Source organism: Acidovorax sp. (assembly GCF_046294525.1).
Taxonomy (GTDB): domain Bacteria; phylum Pseudomonadota; class Gammaproteobacteria; order Burkholderiales; family Burkholderiaceae_C; genus Acidovorax.
In genome coordinates, this window is the sequence record NZ_JBKBKQ010000039.1 from 20119 (window position 1) to 33824 (window position 13706).

General features: G+C 66.2%; 15 protein-coding genes. 6 read left to right on the plus strand and 9 right to left on the minus strand.

The window, feature by feature from the left end; translation table 11 throughout:
• The first annotated feature begins 23 nt into the window (after nucleotides 1-23).
• Nucleotides 24-1286 carry a diguanylate cyclase gene (locus ACK4HJ_RS21960; RefSeq protein ID WP_409835530.1) on the plus strand — a complete coding sequence of 421 codons (1263 nt, stop codon included), beginning with the start codon at nucleotides 24-26 and terminating at the stop codon, nucleotides 1284-1286.
• A 102-nt stretch (nucleotides 1287-1388) separates the two neighbouring features.
• Here the strand turns inward: ACK4HJ_RS21960 and ACK4HJ_RS21965 are convergent, their stop codons facing one another.
• Both ACK4HJ_RS21965 and ACK4HJ_RS21970 read right to left on the minus strand, forming a co-directional pair.
• Nucleotides 1389-1592 (minus strand): hypothetical protein, encoded by a 204-nt coding sequence (locus ACK4HJ_RS21965; protein ID WP_409835532.1) that lies wholly within the window; start codon nucleotides 1590-1592, stop codon nucleotides 1389-1391.
• A 61-nt stretch (nucleotides 1593-1653) separates the two neighbouring features.
• Nucleotides 1654-3306 carry a methyl-accepting chemotaxis protein gene (locus ACK4HJ_RS21970; RefSeq protein WP_409835534.1) on the minus strand — a complete coding sequence of 551 codons (1653 nt, stop codon included), beginning with the start codon at nucleotides 3304-3306 and terminating at the stop codon, nucleotides 1654-1656.
• Nucleotides 3307-3665: 359 nt separating this feature from the next.
• Between ACK4HJ_RS21970 and ACK4HJ_RS21975 the strand changes: the two genes are divergently transcribed.
• Entirely contained in the window at nucleotides 3666-5204 is a 1539-nt protein-coding gene (locus ACK4HJ_RS21975) for a CYTH and CHAD domain-containing protein (protein ID WP_409835536.1), read from the plus strand.
• 84 nt (nucleotides 5205-5288) lie between these two features.
• Entirely contained in the window at nucleotides 5289-5963 is a 675-nt protein-coding gene (locus ACK4HJ_RS21980; protein WP_409835538.1) for a 3'-5' exonuclease, read from the plus strand.
• Nucleotides 5964-6039: 76 nt separating this feature from the next.
• Here the strand turns inward: ACK4HJ_RS21980 and ACK4HJ_RS21985 are convergent, their stop codons facing one another.
• Nucleotides 6040-8121 (minus strand): FAD-dependent oxidoreductase, encoded by a 2082-nt coding sequence (locus ACK4HJ_RS21985; protein WP_409835539.1) that lies wholly within the window; start codon nucleotides 8119-8121, stop codon nucleotides 6040-6042.
• A 55-nt stretch (nucleotides 8122-8176) separates the two neighbouring features.
• Here ACK4HJ_RS21985 and ACK4HJ_RS21990 point away from each other — a divergent pair, with 55 nt between their 5' ends.
• Complete coding sequence (locus ACK4HJ_RS21990) at nucleotides 8177-8815, plus strand: TetR/AcrR family transcriptional regulator (RefSeq protein WP_409835541.1); 639 nt, start codon at nucleotides 8177-8179, stop codon at nucleotides 8813-8815.
• Nucleotides 8816-8851: 36 nt separating this feature from the next.
• Here ACK4HJ_RS21990 and ACK4HJ_RS21995 read toward each other — a convergent pair whose 3' ends face one another.
• The 4 genes from ACK4HJ_RS21995 to ACK4HJ_RS22010 are packed head-to-tail and all read right to left on the minus strand — an operon-like array spanning nucleotide 8852 to nucleotide 11501.
• On the minus strand, nucleotides 8852-9247 hold the full coding sequence (locus ACK4HJ_RS21995; RefSeq protein WP_409835543.1) for a hypothetical protein: 396 nt from the start codon (nucleotides 9245-9247) through the stop codon (nucleotides 8852-8854).
• Nucleotides 9248-9273: 26 nt separating this feature from the next.
• Complete coding sequence (locus ACK4HJ_RS22000) at nucleotides 9274-9498, minus strand: SlyX family protein (RefSeq protein ID WP_409835545.1); 225 nt, start codon at nucleotides 9496-9498, stop codon at nucleotides 9274-9276.
• A 15-nt stretch (nucleotides 9499-9513) separates the two neighbouring features.
• Nucleotides 9514-10287, minus strand: a complete 774-nt coding sequence (locus ACK4HJ_RS22005; RefSeq protein ID WP_409835547.1) for a lysozyme inhibitor LprI family protein — start codon at nucleotides 10285-10287, stop codon at nucleotides 9514-9516.
• Nucleotides 10288-10310: 23 nt separating this feature from the next.
• A complete protein-coding gene (locus ACK4HJ_RS22010; protein ID WP_409835549.1) occupies nucleotides 10311-11501 on the minus strand; it encodes a PLP-dependent aminotransferase family protein in 1191 nt (396 codons plus the stop codon).
• Between the two features lie 124 nt (nucleotides 11502-11625).
• On the opposite strand from ACK4HJ_RS22010, the gene ACK4HJ_RS22015 reads away from it, so the two are divergent.
• Together ACK4HJ_RS22015 and nth are read left to right on the plus strand one after the other, a co-directional pair.
• Nucleotides 11626-12105 carry a GyrI-like domain-containing protein gene (locus ACK4HJ_RS22015; RefSeq protein ID WP_409835551.1) on the plus strand — a complete coding sequence of 160 codons (480 nt, stop codon included), beginning with the start codon at nucleotides 11626-11628 and terminating at the stop codon, nucleotides 12103-12105.
• Nucleotides 12106-12165: 60 nt separating this feature from the next.
• A complete protein-coding gene (gene nth / locus ACK4HJ_RS22020) occupies nucleotides 12166-12804 on the plus strand; it encodes an endonuclease III (protein ID WP_409835553.1) in 639 nt (212 codons plus the stop codon).
• A 90-nt stretch (nucleotides 12805-12894) separates the two neighbouring features.
• Here nth and ACK4HJ_RS22025 read toward each other — a convergent pair whose 3' ends face one another.
• Together ACK4HJ_RS22025 and ACK4HJ_RS22030 are read right to left on the minus strand one after the other, a co-directional pair.
• Nucleotides 12895-13290, minus strand: a complete 396-nt coding sequence (locus ACK4HJ_RS22025; RefSeq protein ID WP_409835555.1) for a type II toxin-antitoxin system death-on-curing family toxin — start codon at nucleotides 13288-13290, stop codon at nucleotides 12895-12897.
• Complete coding sequence (locus ACK4HJ_RS22030; protein WP_063461858.1) at nucleotides 13287-13511, minus strand: AbrB/MazE/SpoVT family DNA-binding domain-containing protein; 225 nt, start codon at nucleotides 13509-13511, stop codon at nucleotides 13287-13289. Before ACK4HJ_RS22030 ends, ACK4HJ_RS22025 begins: the two co-directional genes overlap by 4 nt.
• Between the last annotated feature and the right edge of the window lie 195 nt (nucleotides 13512-13706).

Sequence of the window (13706 nt, forward strand, 5' to 3'; positions counted from 1 at the left end):
TTACTTTTGGTTACCACGCGCCGATGCCCCATGACCTTCATCTGCTGCAGCTGCTGCCAGCGGCGGTGCTCGTCACGCAGGACGGCGCGATCCGCTTTGCCAACAGCGTCAGCGCTGAGCTCCTGGAAGCGCCCAGCGCCGACAGCCTCATCGGACGGCAGTCGGGCGACTTTGTGCACCCCATGGACCAGCCGCGTTCCACCAACCGCATTCAGCAGGTGGCGGTGGCCGAGCAGGCCGGGCGGCCCAACAAACCGGCGGAGTTCCGCATCCGCACCGAACGGGGCAATCTGCGCATGGTGCTGATCAGCAGCGTGGCCATTGACTGGGACGGCGCGCCCGCGGTGCTGATGTGCGCGCTGGACATGACCCATCAGAGCGAGATCGAGGCCCAGCTGCGCGAGAGCGAACAGAACTTTCGCCGCCTGTTCGAGAACATGCAGGACGTGTACTACCGCACAGACGCCCAGGGCGTTGTACAGCACGTGGGGCCGGGCGTGCGGCGGGTGCTGGGCTACGAGCCGCACGAGATCGAGGGACGCACCGCCGAGTCGTACTACCCGCACAGCACGGACCGAGACGCCTTCAAGGCGGCCATCATGGAGCATGGCGAGGTGTCGGACTTTCCGGGCCAGATGGTGCGGCGCGATGGCACCGTGATCGACATTTCCATCAGCAGCCACGCGCTGTATGACCACGCCGGCAATTTTGCGGGTGTTGAAGGCATCTACCGGGACGTGACCCAGCGCAAGAACCTGGAGCGCGAGTTGCAGCGGCTGGCGACCACCGACATGCTGACTGGCATGGCCAACCGGCGGGCATTTCTGGAGTGCGCCGAATCGGTGTACACCCGCTCGCGCACCAACGGCGAGCCGTTGACGTTGCTGATGCTGGACCTGGACCATTTCAAGACCATCAACGACCGCTTTGGCCACCTGGAGGGCGACCGCGCGCTGGTGGCCTTTGCACACGCCGTCAAGGGCCAGCTGCGCGCCAGCGACGCCGTGGGGCGGCTGGGGGGCGAAGAGTTTGGCGTGCTGTTGCCGCTGACCAGCATGGACGAAGGCATGGAGGTGGCCAAACGCATATTGCACGGCGTGCGCGCCCTGCAACTGAGCGACGAAGCAGGCCACGCCTACGGCATCACAGCCAGTCTGGGCCTGAGCACCTTCCGCCAGGCCGACCGCAGCCTGCGCGACATGCTCGACCGCGCCGACCAGGCACTGTACTTGGCCAAACGCCGAGGGCGCGACCAGATCGCTTCGCTGGAACCCGTGGGCGATTAGTCCACTGAATCCGAGAAATCGGCGGTGCGTGAGGGTCTGGCGTAGCCTCGGCGCACCGTCGATATCTCGGATTCAGCGGACTTGCCTGCCTGCGCGAGCGCGCTACAGGCGCATGCGTTCCTGCTGCAGGTTCCACAGGCAAGCACCGATCCCGAGCAGCATCTCCATCACCTGCTCAGAACCGCTGGTGGACAGCTCCAGGCCATCGATGATCATGGCCAGTTGCGAGATGGCGTCTTCGGGCGCAGAGGCACGGCCCGCTTGTGCGACCTCGGCAATCGCGATGAGCACGTCCGTGCGGTTCATGGCGCGTATGCCCACTGCAAACGAATCTGATGACTTGCACCTACTGGATTGGTGAGGCGAATCAGCGCGGCGCCAAGGACAATTGCTGGGGGGACGAAGCACCCGGCGGCAAGGCCTGCAGCGGCTGCATGCCGCGCTGCCCCGCCGCGAAGGCATCCCCAGCGCCGTCAGGCGCCAGCCGGAACTGATGAACGACCTCCAGCAGACGCCGGACCTGGTTCTTCATGCCGGTGGATGCCGACGAACTGTCGTCCACCAGCGCGGCGTTTTTCTGGGTGGCGGCATCCAGTTGCCGTACGGCCTCGCCGATCTGCGCAATACCGCGGGCCTGCTCCTGCCCTGCGTCCTTGATCTCGCTGATGAGTTCCATCACCTTGTCCACCCGCTGTACTGTGCTAGCCACCCGTTCGCCCGCCTGGCCTACCAGGGTAGACCCACGCTCGACACCACGCACACTGGCGGCAATCAGGCCCCGGATCTCACGGGCGGCCGTGCTGCTACGCTGGGACAGCCCGCGCACCTCGCCCGCCACCACCGCAAAGCCTCGGCCCTGCTCACCCGCGCGGGCCGCCTCCACCGCCGCATTGAGGGCCAGCAGGTTGGTCTGGAACGCGATGTCATCGATCACCTTGATGATGTCGGTGACCCTTTGCGACTGCAGGCTGATCTCCTGCATGGTGGTGATCACGTCGCGCATCACGCTACCACCCTCGTTGGCCACCTTGGCGGCCTCCTGGGCCAGCTCGGTGGCGCGGTGGGCGTTGTCCGTGTTGTGCTGCACGGTGATGGTGAGCTGCTCCATCGAGGCGGCCGTCTCCTGCAGGTTGGACGCCTGCACCTCCGTGCGGCGCGCCAGGTCTTCGGTGCCGCCTGCAATCAGCACGGCCTCCTGCGCCACCGTCTCGGTGCTGGCGCGCACCTCGGTGATCACTCGCACCAGCTGGTCGTTCATCTCGCGCAGGGCGCCCAGCAACTCGGCAGTTTCATCGGTGCCGCGCACATCGATCTGTGCGCTCAGATCGCCACCGGCCACCGTGCGGGCCAGCACCACTGCCTGGCGCAAGGGCCGCGAGATGGACCGGGTGATGACCCAGGCCATCGCGGCCCCCGCCACCAGGGCCAGCCCGGTGGCCGCCAGCATCCACCAGTGAATCGTGTTGCTCATCTCCCGCGCTCCGGCAAATTCTGCGGCCGCCACGTTGATCTGCAGGGCCACTAGTTTCTCGATGGCATCTTGCACCTTGGCCGCGTTGGGGCGGATCTGCGTGATGTAAAGCTCGGAGCCATCGTCGTACTTGCCGCCCACCAATGCGGAGGCGGCAGGGGTGAGACCCTTGTCCAGATAAGTGGCATTGGCATCGGCAAAAGCCTTAGCCAGGCCCTGCTCTTCAGCACCCAGCGCCTTGTCGGAATACGCCGCCCACAGCATTTGGATGCGCTGCACATTGGCCGTCAAGGCCGCGTGGCTGGCCTGCAGGTTGCTCGTCCCGGGGTCCATGAGCATGTCCATCACCAGCACCCGGTTGCGCTGCGTCAAGTGACTGATCTCAGCCAGCACTCCCAGGGGCACCGTGCGGTCACCATACAGCGCCGCGCTGCGCTCGGTCAGACGCTTGGCGCCGCTGATTCCGCCAGCAGCCAACGCAGAAATCAGCAGCAACAGCACTGCAAACGCGAGTGCAAGCCGGGTTCCTATCTTGATTTTTTGAAGCATCTGAATCTTTCGGAAGGGTTTACATCGGCGGGTGATCGTGGCCCGCCATTTGCATTCAAATCTGCCGATAAGATACTAATTGTTTCAAATGACAAAATAATGACGACAGAGCTGCAACTTCACATCACCCATAACGCCAGACGAGAGAATATAAAACCCCATCCGGCATGGCATTTAATATTTATGCAACGGAAGAAACCAAGCTTTATTCACCTCATCCCTAAAAATAAGAGGAAAACCAATTCATACACATGATATTTCGTGCGCAAAAATTATCAACAAGCGCTGCCCCTCGGTATTTCTTGCCTGCCCAAACTTCTACCAATATAAAATATCGCAAAATCAATAGCCGATAACTCATGGAAATCGAATACAAGTTTTGCATCCCATCCCAGCGCCTGGCTGCCCTGCAAGCTGCGGTGCTGCGGGGTGCCCACGCGCAAATCCGCATGGAGGCCCGCTACTTCGACACTGCCGATGGAGCACTGTCCTCGCGTGGCATTGCTTTTCGGCTGCGCCGTGAGGGCGACCGATGGGTGCAAACCGTCAAGGCCCTCGGTAACGGCCCGTTGGACCGCGAGGAACACAACTTGGACCGTGGCCAAGCCCACGCCACCGGCTCCGCCCCAGAGCCCCAGCCTGAGCTGCACGCAGACACCGTGGCGGGCACGCGGCTGCTGGGTGCGTTGCAGGCTGCCAGCGGCCCTCTGGCCGAAACCTACGGGACTGAGATGGACCGGGTGACGCGGGACATCGCCTTCCAGGGTGGTGTGGTCGAGATGGCGCTGGACACCGGCCGGGTCATCGCCCATCGCGGCACGCCGCAGGAGAAAGAGGCGCGCATCTGCGAGCTGGAGCTGGAACTCAAGGCCGGCCCGCTGGCGGGCCTGGCGGTCGTCGCCGCCCGGTGGGCTACACGGCATGGTCTGTATCTGAGCACCATCTCCAAGGCAGAGCGGGGCGAGCGTCTGCTGGCCCCGCAATGGGCCCGGCCCGCCACCAAAGCCAGCCCGATGAAGACCAGCGGCTCTCTGAGGCACTTTCTGGACGGCCGCGCTTTGCAGCGCGCTGCGGTGGCCCATTGCCTGCATCAGATACTGGGCAATGCGAGCGAGATCGTCGAAGGCGGAGGCCATGCAGAGCATGTGCACCAGTTACGCATCGGCATCCGCCGCTTGCGCACCGCCTTGCGCGAGTTGGCACCGTTGGCGCCGGGTGCGTTCAACCCCGCATGGGAGCCACCGCTGGTGGACGTTTTCCAGCGCCTGGGCCAGCTGCGCGACCAGGGCCAGGCTTTGCAGTCCATCGTTGCCGATCTGCGCGACGCCGGGGCACCGGTGTCGGACGTGTGCACGACCACGAACGGTGCCCCCGGTGCCTCCGCCGCTGCCATCGTGCGCACGCCAGCGTTCCAGGCGGCACTGATCGAACTCATGGCGTTTGCAGCCCAAGGCCGCAATGCCCCGGCGGCGAACGGCGAGGACCAGGCCCTGGACGCCAAGGACAGCCGCCGCATGCTGCAAAAGCGACTGCGCAGCCTGCACGCCCAGGTGCGTCACGACGTCCAAGACTTTGCCGCTCTGCCGGTGGAAGAACAACACCGCCTGCGCAAGCGACTGAAGCGTTTGCGCTATTTGGCGGAGTTTGTCGCGCCTGCGCTGGATGCTGAAGGCGAGTCGTTCCTCGCCAGCCTGCAACCTGCGCTGACGGCTTTGGGCCGGCTGGGCGATGAACGTCTGGCCCACACGCTGTACAGCAAGGCTACCGCCACAGACCCGAGGGCCTGGTTTGCCGTGGGCTGGCTGGCGGCGCGGCAGGGGCTGGCGGTGGCGGACTGCGAAAAGGCCTTGGCCCACATTGCCGACATGCCCCGCCTGCGCAAAGCGGGCAAACGCTGAAAGGCCGAGACATCAGCAGATGCGCCGCCGCCCGGGCGTGCGGGGCACGGCAGGGCTTGAAAGTCGGCACGGCACAATGGCTCCATGACGGTATCTCCCCCACCCCCGCGCCCCCACCCACCTTCGCGCCCCGCCCACCGCACCACGCCCGACAAAGACCAGATTGCCCTGCTGGAACCTTTTGAGCGCCTGGGCATGGACCGTATCGCCCTGGTTGCCACACCCAAGCAGGCCGACATGGCCTGTGATGCGCTGGCGGCGGCCAGTGCCTGGGGGTTCGATACCGAGTCCAAACCCACTTTCACGCAGGGCGAGCAGTCCGACGGGCCACACATCGTGCAACTGGCCACGCTCGACGCGGCCTGGGTGTTCCAGCTGCACGACCCCGGCTGCCGCGCCCGCGTGGCAGAGTTGCTGGCGTTGCGCGGTGTGACCAAGGCGGGCTTTGGGCTGGGGGACGACACCAAGCGCATCCAGCACAAGCTGGGCGTACAACCGGCTGATGTGCTGGAGCTGAACACGGTGTTCCGCCAGCGCGGCTACCGCAAGGACATGGGCGTGAAAGGCGCCGTGGCCGTGCTGTTCAACAAGCGCTTCATCAAGTCCAAAAAAGCCGCGACATCGAACTGGGCCAACGCGCGGCTCACCGAAGCCCAGCTGGTGTACGCCGCCAACGATGCGTGGGCAGCACTGCGGGTGTTCAACGCGCTGGAAGGTGCTGACATCCACCGTGGCGCGGCGCCTGACATTCATCGATAGCTACCAAAATAATAGCTGCTAGCGCTTATCCAGCAAGCGCTATCGGCCAATTTCGCTCAAACTTTGGTGCAACGCCTCACAGGCGCGCCGCCAGCCGCGCTGCCTGGTCGATGGCGCGCTTGGCATCCAGCTCGCCCGCCTCCAGCGCGCCGCCGATCAAATGCGGCTTTTGCCCCTGCGCCTCCAGCGCCTGCGCCAGGCTGCGCAGCGGCACCTGCCCCGCGCACAGCACCACGGTGTCGCAGGGGATCCAGGTGGGGTCTTCGCGCTTTTCGCCGTACGAGACGAGCAGGCCCTCGTCTCCGATGCGCTCGTAGTTCACGCCGCCCACCATCTCCACCTGTTTCATCTTGAGCACCGTGCGGTGGATCCAGCCCGTGGTCTTGCCCAGGCCGTTGCCCAGCTTGCCCTTCTTGCGCTGCAGCAGCGTTACCTGCCGTGCGGGGGGCGTGGCGCGGGGGCCGCCCGGGGCCAGGCCGCCGCGCGCCTCGGCCGGGTCGGTGATGCCCCACTCGGCCTTCCAGGCGGGCAGATCGAGCGTGGTGGACGGATGGTCGCCGTGCGTCAGGAACTCGGCCACGTCAAAGCCAATGCCGCCCGCGCCGATGATGGCCACGCGCTCGCCCACGGGCTTGCCGTGCTTGAGCACGTCGATATAGCTCAGCACCTTGGGGTGGTCCTGCCCGGGGATTTGAGGGTCGCGCGGCAGCACGCCGGTGGCGACCACCACTTCGTCGTAGCCCTTCAAGTCCGCCGCCTCGACCTTGCGACCGAGGTGGAGCTGCACGCCCGTGTCCTCCACACGCGTGGCCAGGTAGCGCAGCATTTCGTGGAACTCTTCCTTGCCCGGAATCACCTTGGCCATGTTGAGCTGGCCGCCGATGGCAGGCGCCGCGTCGAACAGGTGCACCTCGTGACCACGCTCCGCCGCCACCGTGGCGGCCGTGAGGCCCGCGGGCCCGGCCCCCACCACGGCGATGCGCTTGCGGGACGACACGGGGCGGTACACCAGCTCCGTCTCGTGGCAGGCGCGCGGGTTCACCAGGCAGCTGCTGGTCTTGTTCTGGAACACATGGTCCAGGCAGGCCTGGTTGCAGGCGATGCAGGTGTTGATGCGGTCGGGCCGGCCTTGTGCAGCCTTCTTCACGAACGCGGCGTCGGCCAGAAGCGGGCGCGCCATCGAGACCATGTCGGCGCAGCCGTCGGCCAGCACCTGTTCGGCCACCTCGGGCGTGTTGATGCGGTTGGAGGTGACCAGCGGCGTGGCAATGCCTGCCGCCGCAAACTCGGCCTTCATTTTCTGCGTGACCCAGGCAAACGCCGCCCGCGGCACGCTGGTGGCAATGGTGGGCACCCGCGCCTCGTGCCAGCCGATGCCGGTGTTGACGATGGTGGCGCCGCCCGTTGCCACGGCTTTGCCCAGGGTGACGATCTCGTCCCAGGCGCTGCCGCCGGGCACCAAGTCGATCATCGACAGGCGGTAGATGATGATGAAGTCCTTGCCAACGGCCTCGCGCATGCGGCCGATGATTTCCACCGGCAGGCGCATACGGTGGCTGTAGTCGCCGCCCCAGGCGTCCGTGCGCCGGTTGGTGGCTTGCGACAGGAACTGGTTGATGAAGTAGCCCTCCGAGCCCATCACCTCCACACCGTCGTACCCGGCCTCGCGCGCCTTCACAGCGCAGTTCACGAAGGCGCGGATCTGCCGCTCCACCCCACGTGCCGACAGCGCAAACGGCGTGAACGGCGAAATCGGCGACTGCAGCCGCGACGGCGCCACGGCCAGCGGGTGGTAGGCATAGCGGCCCGTGTGCAGGATTTGCAGCGCAATCTTGCCGCCCGCCGCATGCACCGCCTCGGTCACCACGCGGTGGCGCTTGGCCGCGCCCGAGGTGGCGAGCGTGCCCGCAAACGGCTTGGCCCAGCCCGCGATGTTGGGCGCAAAGCCGCCGGTCACGATCAGGCCGACGTCGCCCTCGGCCCGCTCGCGGAAGTAGGCGGCCATGCGCGAGAGGTCGCGCCCGTCCTCCAGCCCGGTGTGCATGGAGCCCATGAGCACGCGGTTCTTGAGGGTGGTGAAGCCCAGGTCCAGCGGCGCAAGCAGGTGGGGGTACAGCGCCTGGCCGGGCGGCGAGGGAGCAGTCAGGGTGGTGGTCATAGACGAGCGTGGAACTAGAAAAATTTTCTAGAACTTTATTCTAGAATCTGCCCCCATGGCAAGCCGCTCCCGTTCCGCCCCACCCATCCCCGCCAGCGAGGCGCCCGAACCGGCCGACCGCCGCCAGGACATCCTGAACGCCGCTCTGGCCTGCGCGGCCGACGGCGGCGTGGACGCCGTCACCATCGACGGCGTGCGCGCCCGCTGCGGGGCCAGTGTGGGCAGCATCTACCACCACTTCGGCAACCGCGACGGCATCGTAGCGGCGTTGTTCTTCGACATCTTTCACGACCAGTCGCGCAGCGTGCAGGCGCAGCTGGACGCGGCACGGGGCGTCGAAGCCGGCGTACGCGCCCTGGTCACCGGTTACCTGGACTGGGTGGTGGCGCAGCCCGAGCAGGCGCGGTTTTTGTTCCAGGCCCGCGGCGCCGTGGCCGCAGGCCCGCGCACCCCGGACCTGGCCGAGGCCGCGCGCCGCCGCAACCAGGCGCTGGTGGCGTGGTTCGAGCCGCACCGCCAATCCGGCGCCGTGCGCAACCTGCCTTGCGAGCTGATGCCTTCGCTGGTGATGGGGCCAGTGCAGAGCTATTGCCGGGCTTGGCTCTCAGGGCTGGAGGGGCCCAGCGCCCTGCCCTCGCCGACGACGTACCGCGAGGAACTGGCCGATGCTGCATGGCGGGCGGTCAAAGCGTGATAGCGGCCGGGGCGAACGCCACAGCCACCCGTTCGATCAGCGGCGCAGGCCGCCCGACCGCCGACCCCACGCCCAGGAAATCAGCCCGAACACCAGCGCCCCTGCGGGGCCGATGATGAGCAGGTTCCACAGCGGCATGAACAGCAGGCCGAGTGCGGCCGTGGAACCCTTTGGCGCGATGAACACGCTGTAGTGCATGAACAGGTCTGCTGCCAGCGATGCCGCGGCAGCGCCCCCGCCCCACACCGGCCTGCGCCACCGCACCAGTAGTACGCAGGCGCCGTAAGGCGCGCAAGACCAGATCCACAGGCCCACCAGGAACGCGATGGCGCCGGCGTCTGCCGAAGCCTTGAACACGCCCGTGTAAGCGTGCAAAGCCATGCCGGCTGCGCACAGTGCCAGGGCCGATTTGGCGGGCAGGGAGGATGGCATGCGCGGGAAGTGACCAGTGCGCTTCTTCAGTAGTGCGGCGGAATCTCGTCCCGCAAGTTGCGCGGGCCCTGCGCTGGGCCTTCGGACGCCTGCTGGCGCAGCTGGATGACCTCGTGCGTGAGGCGGTCGATGAGTTGCTGCTGCTGGTAGATGGTCATGTTCAGCTGGTCCAGCAGGTCTTCGGTAAAGCTGGCCTTGACCTCCAGGGCTTCCAGGCGCTGCACGATGTCGTCGGTGGGGGATGAAGTCATGGCTCGGTGTGGGGTTCAGTTTCGCGTCTCGACCACGTGGAGCTGGCTGGGCCGCTCCAGCAGCCACTCGGTCAGCGCCAGGTGGCACACGATGTCTTCGTTCAGCGGCAGATCCTTGCCCAGCACGAAGCGCAGCAGGATGTAGCCGCGCTGGCCCGCGCGCTCGGCGGGGCGAAACGCGTCGCCCCAGGAGCGCGTTGTGTATTCAAACCGCGACGCGTAGCCTTCCCGCCGGTCGGGCGGCCAGCACATCATGCGCACGCCGGGGCCTCCAGATGTCCAGGGGCGCGCGTCGGCGGGGTCGATGTACAGCTCCACCTGAAACGCCGTGGGTTGCGCGCGCCGCAGCGGTATGCCCCACACCCCGCGTGTGTCGTTGATGTGGGGCAGCGTGCGCGAGAACACGGGCGAGAAATCCTCCCCCTCCAGCACACGCACCGCGCGGTTGGCCGCCTGCAGTTCTTGGGTGCGGCGGGCGTACGCCGTGGCCACGCAGGCTACGTTGTCGCAGCGGTTGCGCTGGCGCAGCCACCGCAGTTGCGCCGCGCGCAGGGCCGCCAGTGCGGCGTCGCCATCGGGTTTGGCCTGGGCAGTCTGGTAGACCTCGTTCAGGCGCAGATCGGCCTGCATCAGATCGGGGCTGGCGCAGATCCAGTGCTCCACGGTCTTCTCGGCCGCAGCACAGTCAAAGCTGGGGGTGGGGGCCGGTGGTACGTGAGGCGCCTGCGCGCCTGCACCGCTGCACAGGCCCAGGGCAAGCCAAGCCAGCGTGTGCAGCCCGATCCGCATGGTGGCCGTTCAGTATCCGCGGGTCAGACCGCCTGGCCCAGGCGCGCCACGCCTTCGCGGATCTTGTCCACATCGGCCGTGGCAAAGGAAAGGCGCAGCGTGGCGTGGTCGGGGTTAGCGCAGAAGAACGGTGTGCCGGGCACAAAGGCCACGCCTCTTTCAATCGCGCGCTTGGCCAGCACGTTGCCGTCGGCCACTTTGCCGCCCGCGCCGGTGAGACGCGCCCACACGAACAGGCCACCCCGGGGCTGCACGAACTCGATGGCGTCGCCCAGCTCCTTGCGCAGCGCGTCGCCCATGGCCTGGGCGCGCTCGGCGTACACCTTGCGCACATGGGCCAGCGTGGCGGGCATGCGGCCGGCCTTGAGGTACTGCGCGGCCGTGGCTTGGGCGAAGGTGCTGGTGTGCGCGTCGCTGAACTGCTTGCACATGGTGGCCTTGGCCAGCAGTTCGGCCGGGGCAATCATCCAGCCCACGCGCAGGCCGGGCGAGAGCACCTTGCTCAAGGACCCGCAGTGCACCAGCAGCTCGCGGCTGCCGGGCACGCTGGCCGACAGGTTGAGCAGGCTGGGCGGGGGGGCGTCGCCAAAATACAGGTCGCCGTACGGGTCGTCCTCGACGACCAGCGTGTTGTGCTTGACGGCCATCTCCAGCACGGCCTTGCGGCGCTCGGCGCTCAGCATGGCGCCGCTGGGGTTGCCGAAGGTGGGGATCAGGTAGACGAATTTCGGCTTGTGCTCGGCAATGAGTTTTTCCAGCTCGTCGGTCTTCACGCCGTTGCCGTCGATGGGGGCGCTGATGAGCTCGGCACCGTACAGACGGAAGCACTGGATGGTGGCCAGGAAGGTCGGGCCTTCCACGATCACCTTGTCGCCGGGGCTGATGAGGGTCTTGCCCAGCAGGTCCAGCGCCTGCTGGCTGCCGGTGGTGACGATCAGGTTGTCGGCCGCCACGCCCTGGGCCGCCTTGGTGGTCATGAAGGCGGCCAGTTGCTCACGCAGCGGGTTGTAGCCCTCGGTCGCACCGTACTGCAGCGCGGCGCCGGGTTCTTCGGCCAGGGCGGCATTGCTGGCGGCGCGGATGCCCTCCACATCGAACATCGCGCTGTCTGGGAAGCCGCCCGCAAAGCTGATGATGCCGGGCTTGCCCAGCAGCTTGAAGAGTTCGCGGATGGCAGAGGTTTCTACGTTGTTCAGGCGGTCGGCAAATTGCATGGCGTGGACAGGAGTGGTGGTTGGCAACAAACGCTGCATTGTCGCCAATTGGCGAGCAGGTTTCCTGCGGCTTACACTGGCCCGCGACGTTTCACCCACCCTTCAGAACCTTCAGGACGTTCCCATGCCGCTTGCCATCCGCACCCTGCCCCGCATGCGCCTTGCCTACATGCGCCACACCGGCGCTTACGGCCACCCCGGTCTCACGGAGCTGTGGGAACGTTTTGGCACCTGGTGCGCGGCCCACCGGCTGAACGAGCCCCGCCCCAAGTTCTACGGTTTCAGCCACGACGACCCCAGCTGCACGCCGCCCGAGCAGTGCCGTTACGACGCCTGCGTGCAGATCGGCGTGGGCCTGCGCACCGGCCCTGATGTGCAGGTGATGGACTACGAAGGCGGCGACTACGCCTGCATGCATTTCGTGGGCACCGGCCCCGAGATCGGCGCAGCCTGGGCGCAGATGATGACCCCGGGGCAGATTCCCGAAGGCTGGGAATGGGAGCCCCGCGCGGCGCTGGAGATCTACGACGAGGACTTTGCGGTGGACCCGGCAACGGGGCGGTTTCCCTGCTGGCTGTGCATTCCGGTGCGGCGCAGCCGCTGAGTGGCCGCAGCGGCGGGCACCGCATGGGGGACAATCCGCCCGCCTCCCGCTGAGCCTTCCATGAAAACCGCCGACATCGAGCCCTTCTTCGCCACCCTCAAGGCCGCCAACCCCACGCCCAACACGGAGCTGGAATACACCACCCCCTTCGAGCTGCTGGCCGCCGTGCTGCTGTCCGCCCAGGCCACCGACGTGGGCGTAAACAAGGCCACGCGCAAGCTGTTCCCGGTGGCCGGCACGCCGCAGGCGATTCTGGACCTGGGCCTGGAAGGGCTGGAGGGCTACATCAAGACCATTGGCCTGTACCGCACCAAGGCGAAAAACCTGATGGAGACCTGCCGGATCCTGGTGGAGCGCCACGGCGGTCAGGTGCCGCGCACGCGGGAGGCGCTGGAGGCGCTGCCCGGCGTGGGCCGCAAGACCGCCAACGTGGTGCTGAACGTGGCCTTCGGTGAGCCCACCATGGCGGTGGACACGCACATCTTCCGCGTGAGCAACCGCACGGGCCTGGCGCCCGGCAAGAACCCCCTAGCGGTGGAACTGCAGCTGATGAAGCGTGTGCCTGCGGAGTACGTCGTGGACTCGCACCACTGGCTGATCCTGCACGGCCGCTACGTGTGCCAGGCGCGCAAGCCGCGGTGCTGGGAGTGTGCGGTGGTGCAGTACTGCGATTACGAGCCCAAGACGCGGGCGCCTTGAGCCGGGGTCTGCGAGGCGTTACGCTTCAATTTTGATAGCTGCCAGCGCTTTCCAGGTAAGCGCTAGCAGCCAAAATGATTCAAACGTCCATCAACGGGCTACGGCGTGGGCCCGCAGCCACGCCGCAAAGGCCTCTTCGGTGATTTCGCCGGCGGCGACGGCGAGCATGGTCAACGTCGCGTCTGTCTGAGTGGCCTGCAAACGCAAGCCATTGAGGTACAGGAACAAGCCCACGGCCAGGAAAGCCGCTCGCTTGTTCCCGTCCACGAAGGGGTGATTCTTGGCCAGACCCACCCCATAGCTCGCGGCCAGGGCCGCTGCGTCCGGGGGATTGCCGGTATCCGCATAAGCCAGGATGTTCTGCGGCCGCATCAGGGCGGAATCCAGCAAGCCCTCATCGCGCATGCCTTCGCGCCCGCCGTGCGTGGCAAGGCTCTCACCGTGGAGTAGAACCAGCGCTTGCTTGCTCACCCAGCGCCAGCTCATTTGGCCAGCTGGTGAAAGGTATCCCGAAAGTCGTGCATGAACTCACGGCCAGCCTTGATCTCTTCCTCAAGAGTGGGGTCGTACGGCGTCAGCGCATAGCCATCGGGCGTTTCAGTGAGGAAGATGGATTCGCCTTTGCCTAGCTTCAAACGCGCCAGGGCTTCTTTCGGCAAAACAACACCAACAGAATTTCCGATCTGGGTCAGCTTAAGCATGTGCATAGGAAGAACTCCGAGTAATTACAAACGTAATACTAAACTTCCCCCTGGGCGCAGTCAAACCACCCCCGCCAGCCCTAACAGGCTGTTGAATTTCACCCCCGTATAACCTGGCGTTCAAGAGCATCGTTGTAGATACTGACGACTCTCTCAACAAGGAGTCCAGACGATGCGGGGATCAGATGTGATGCAGGAGTC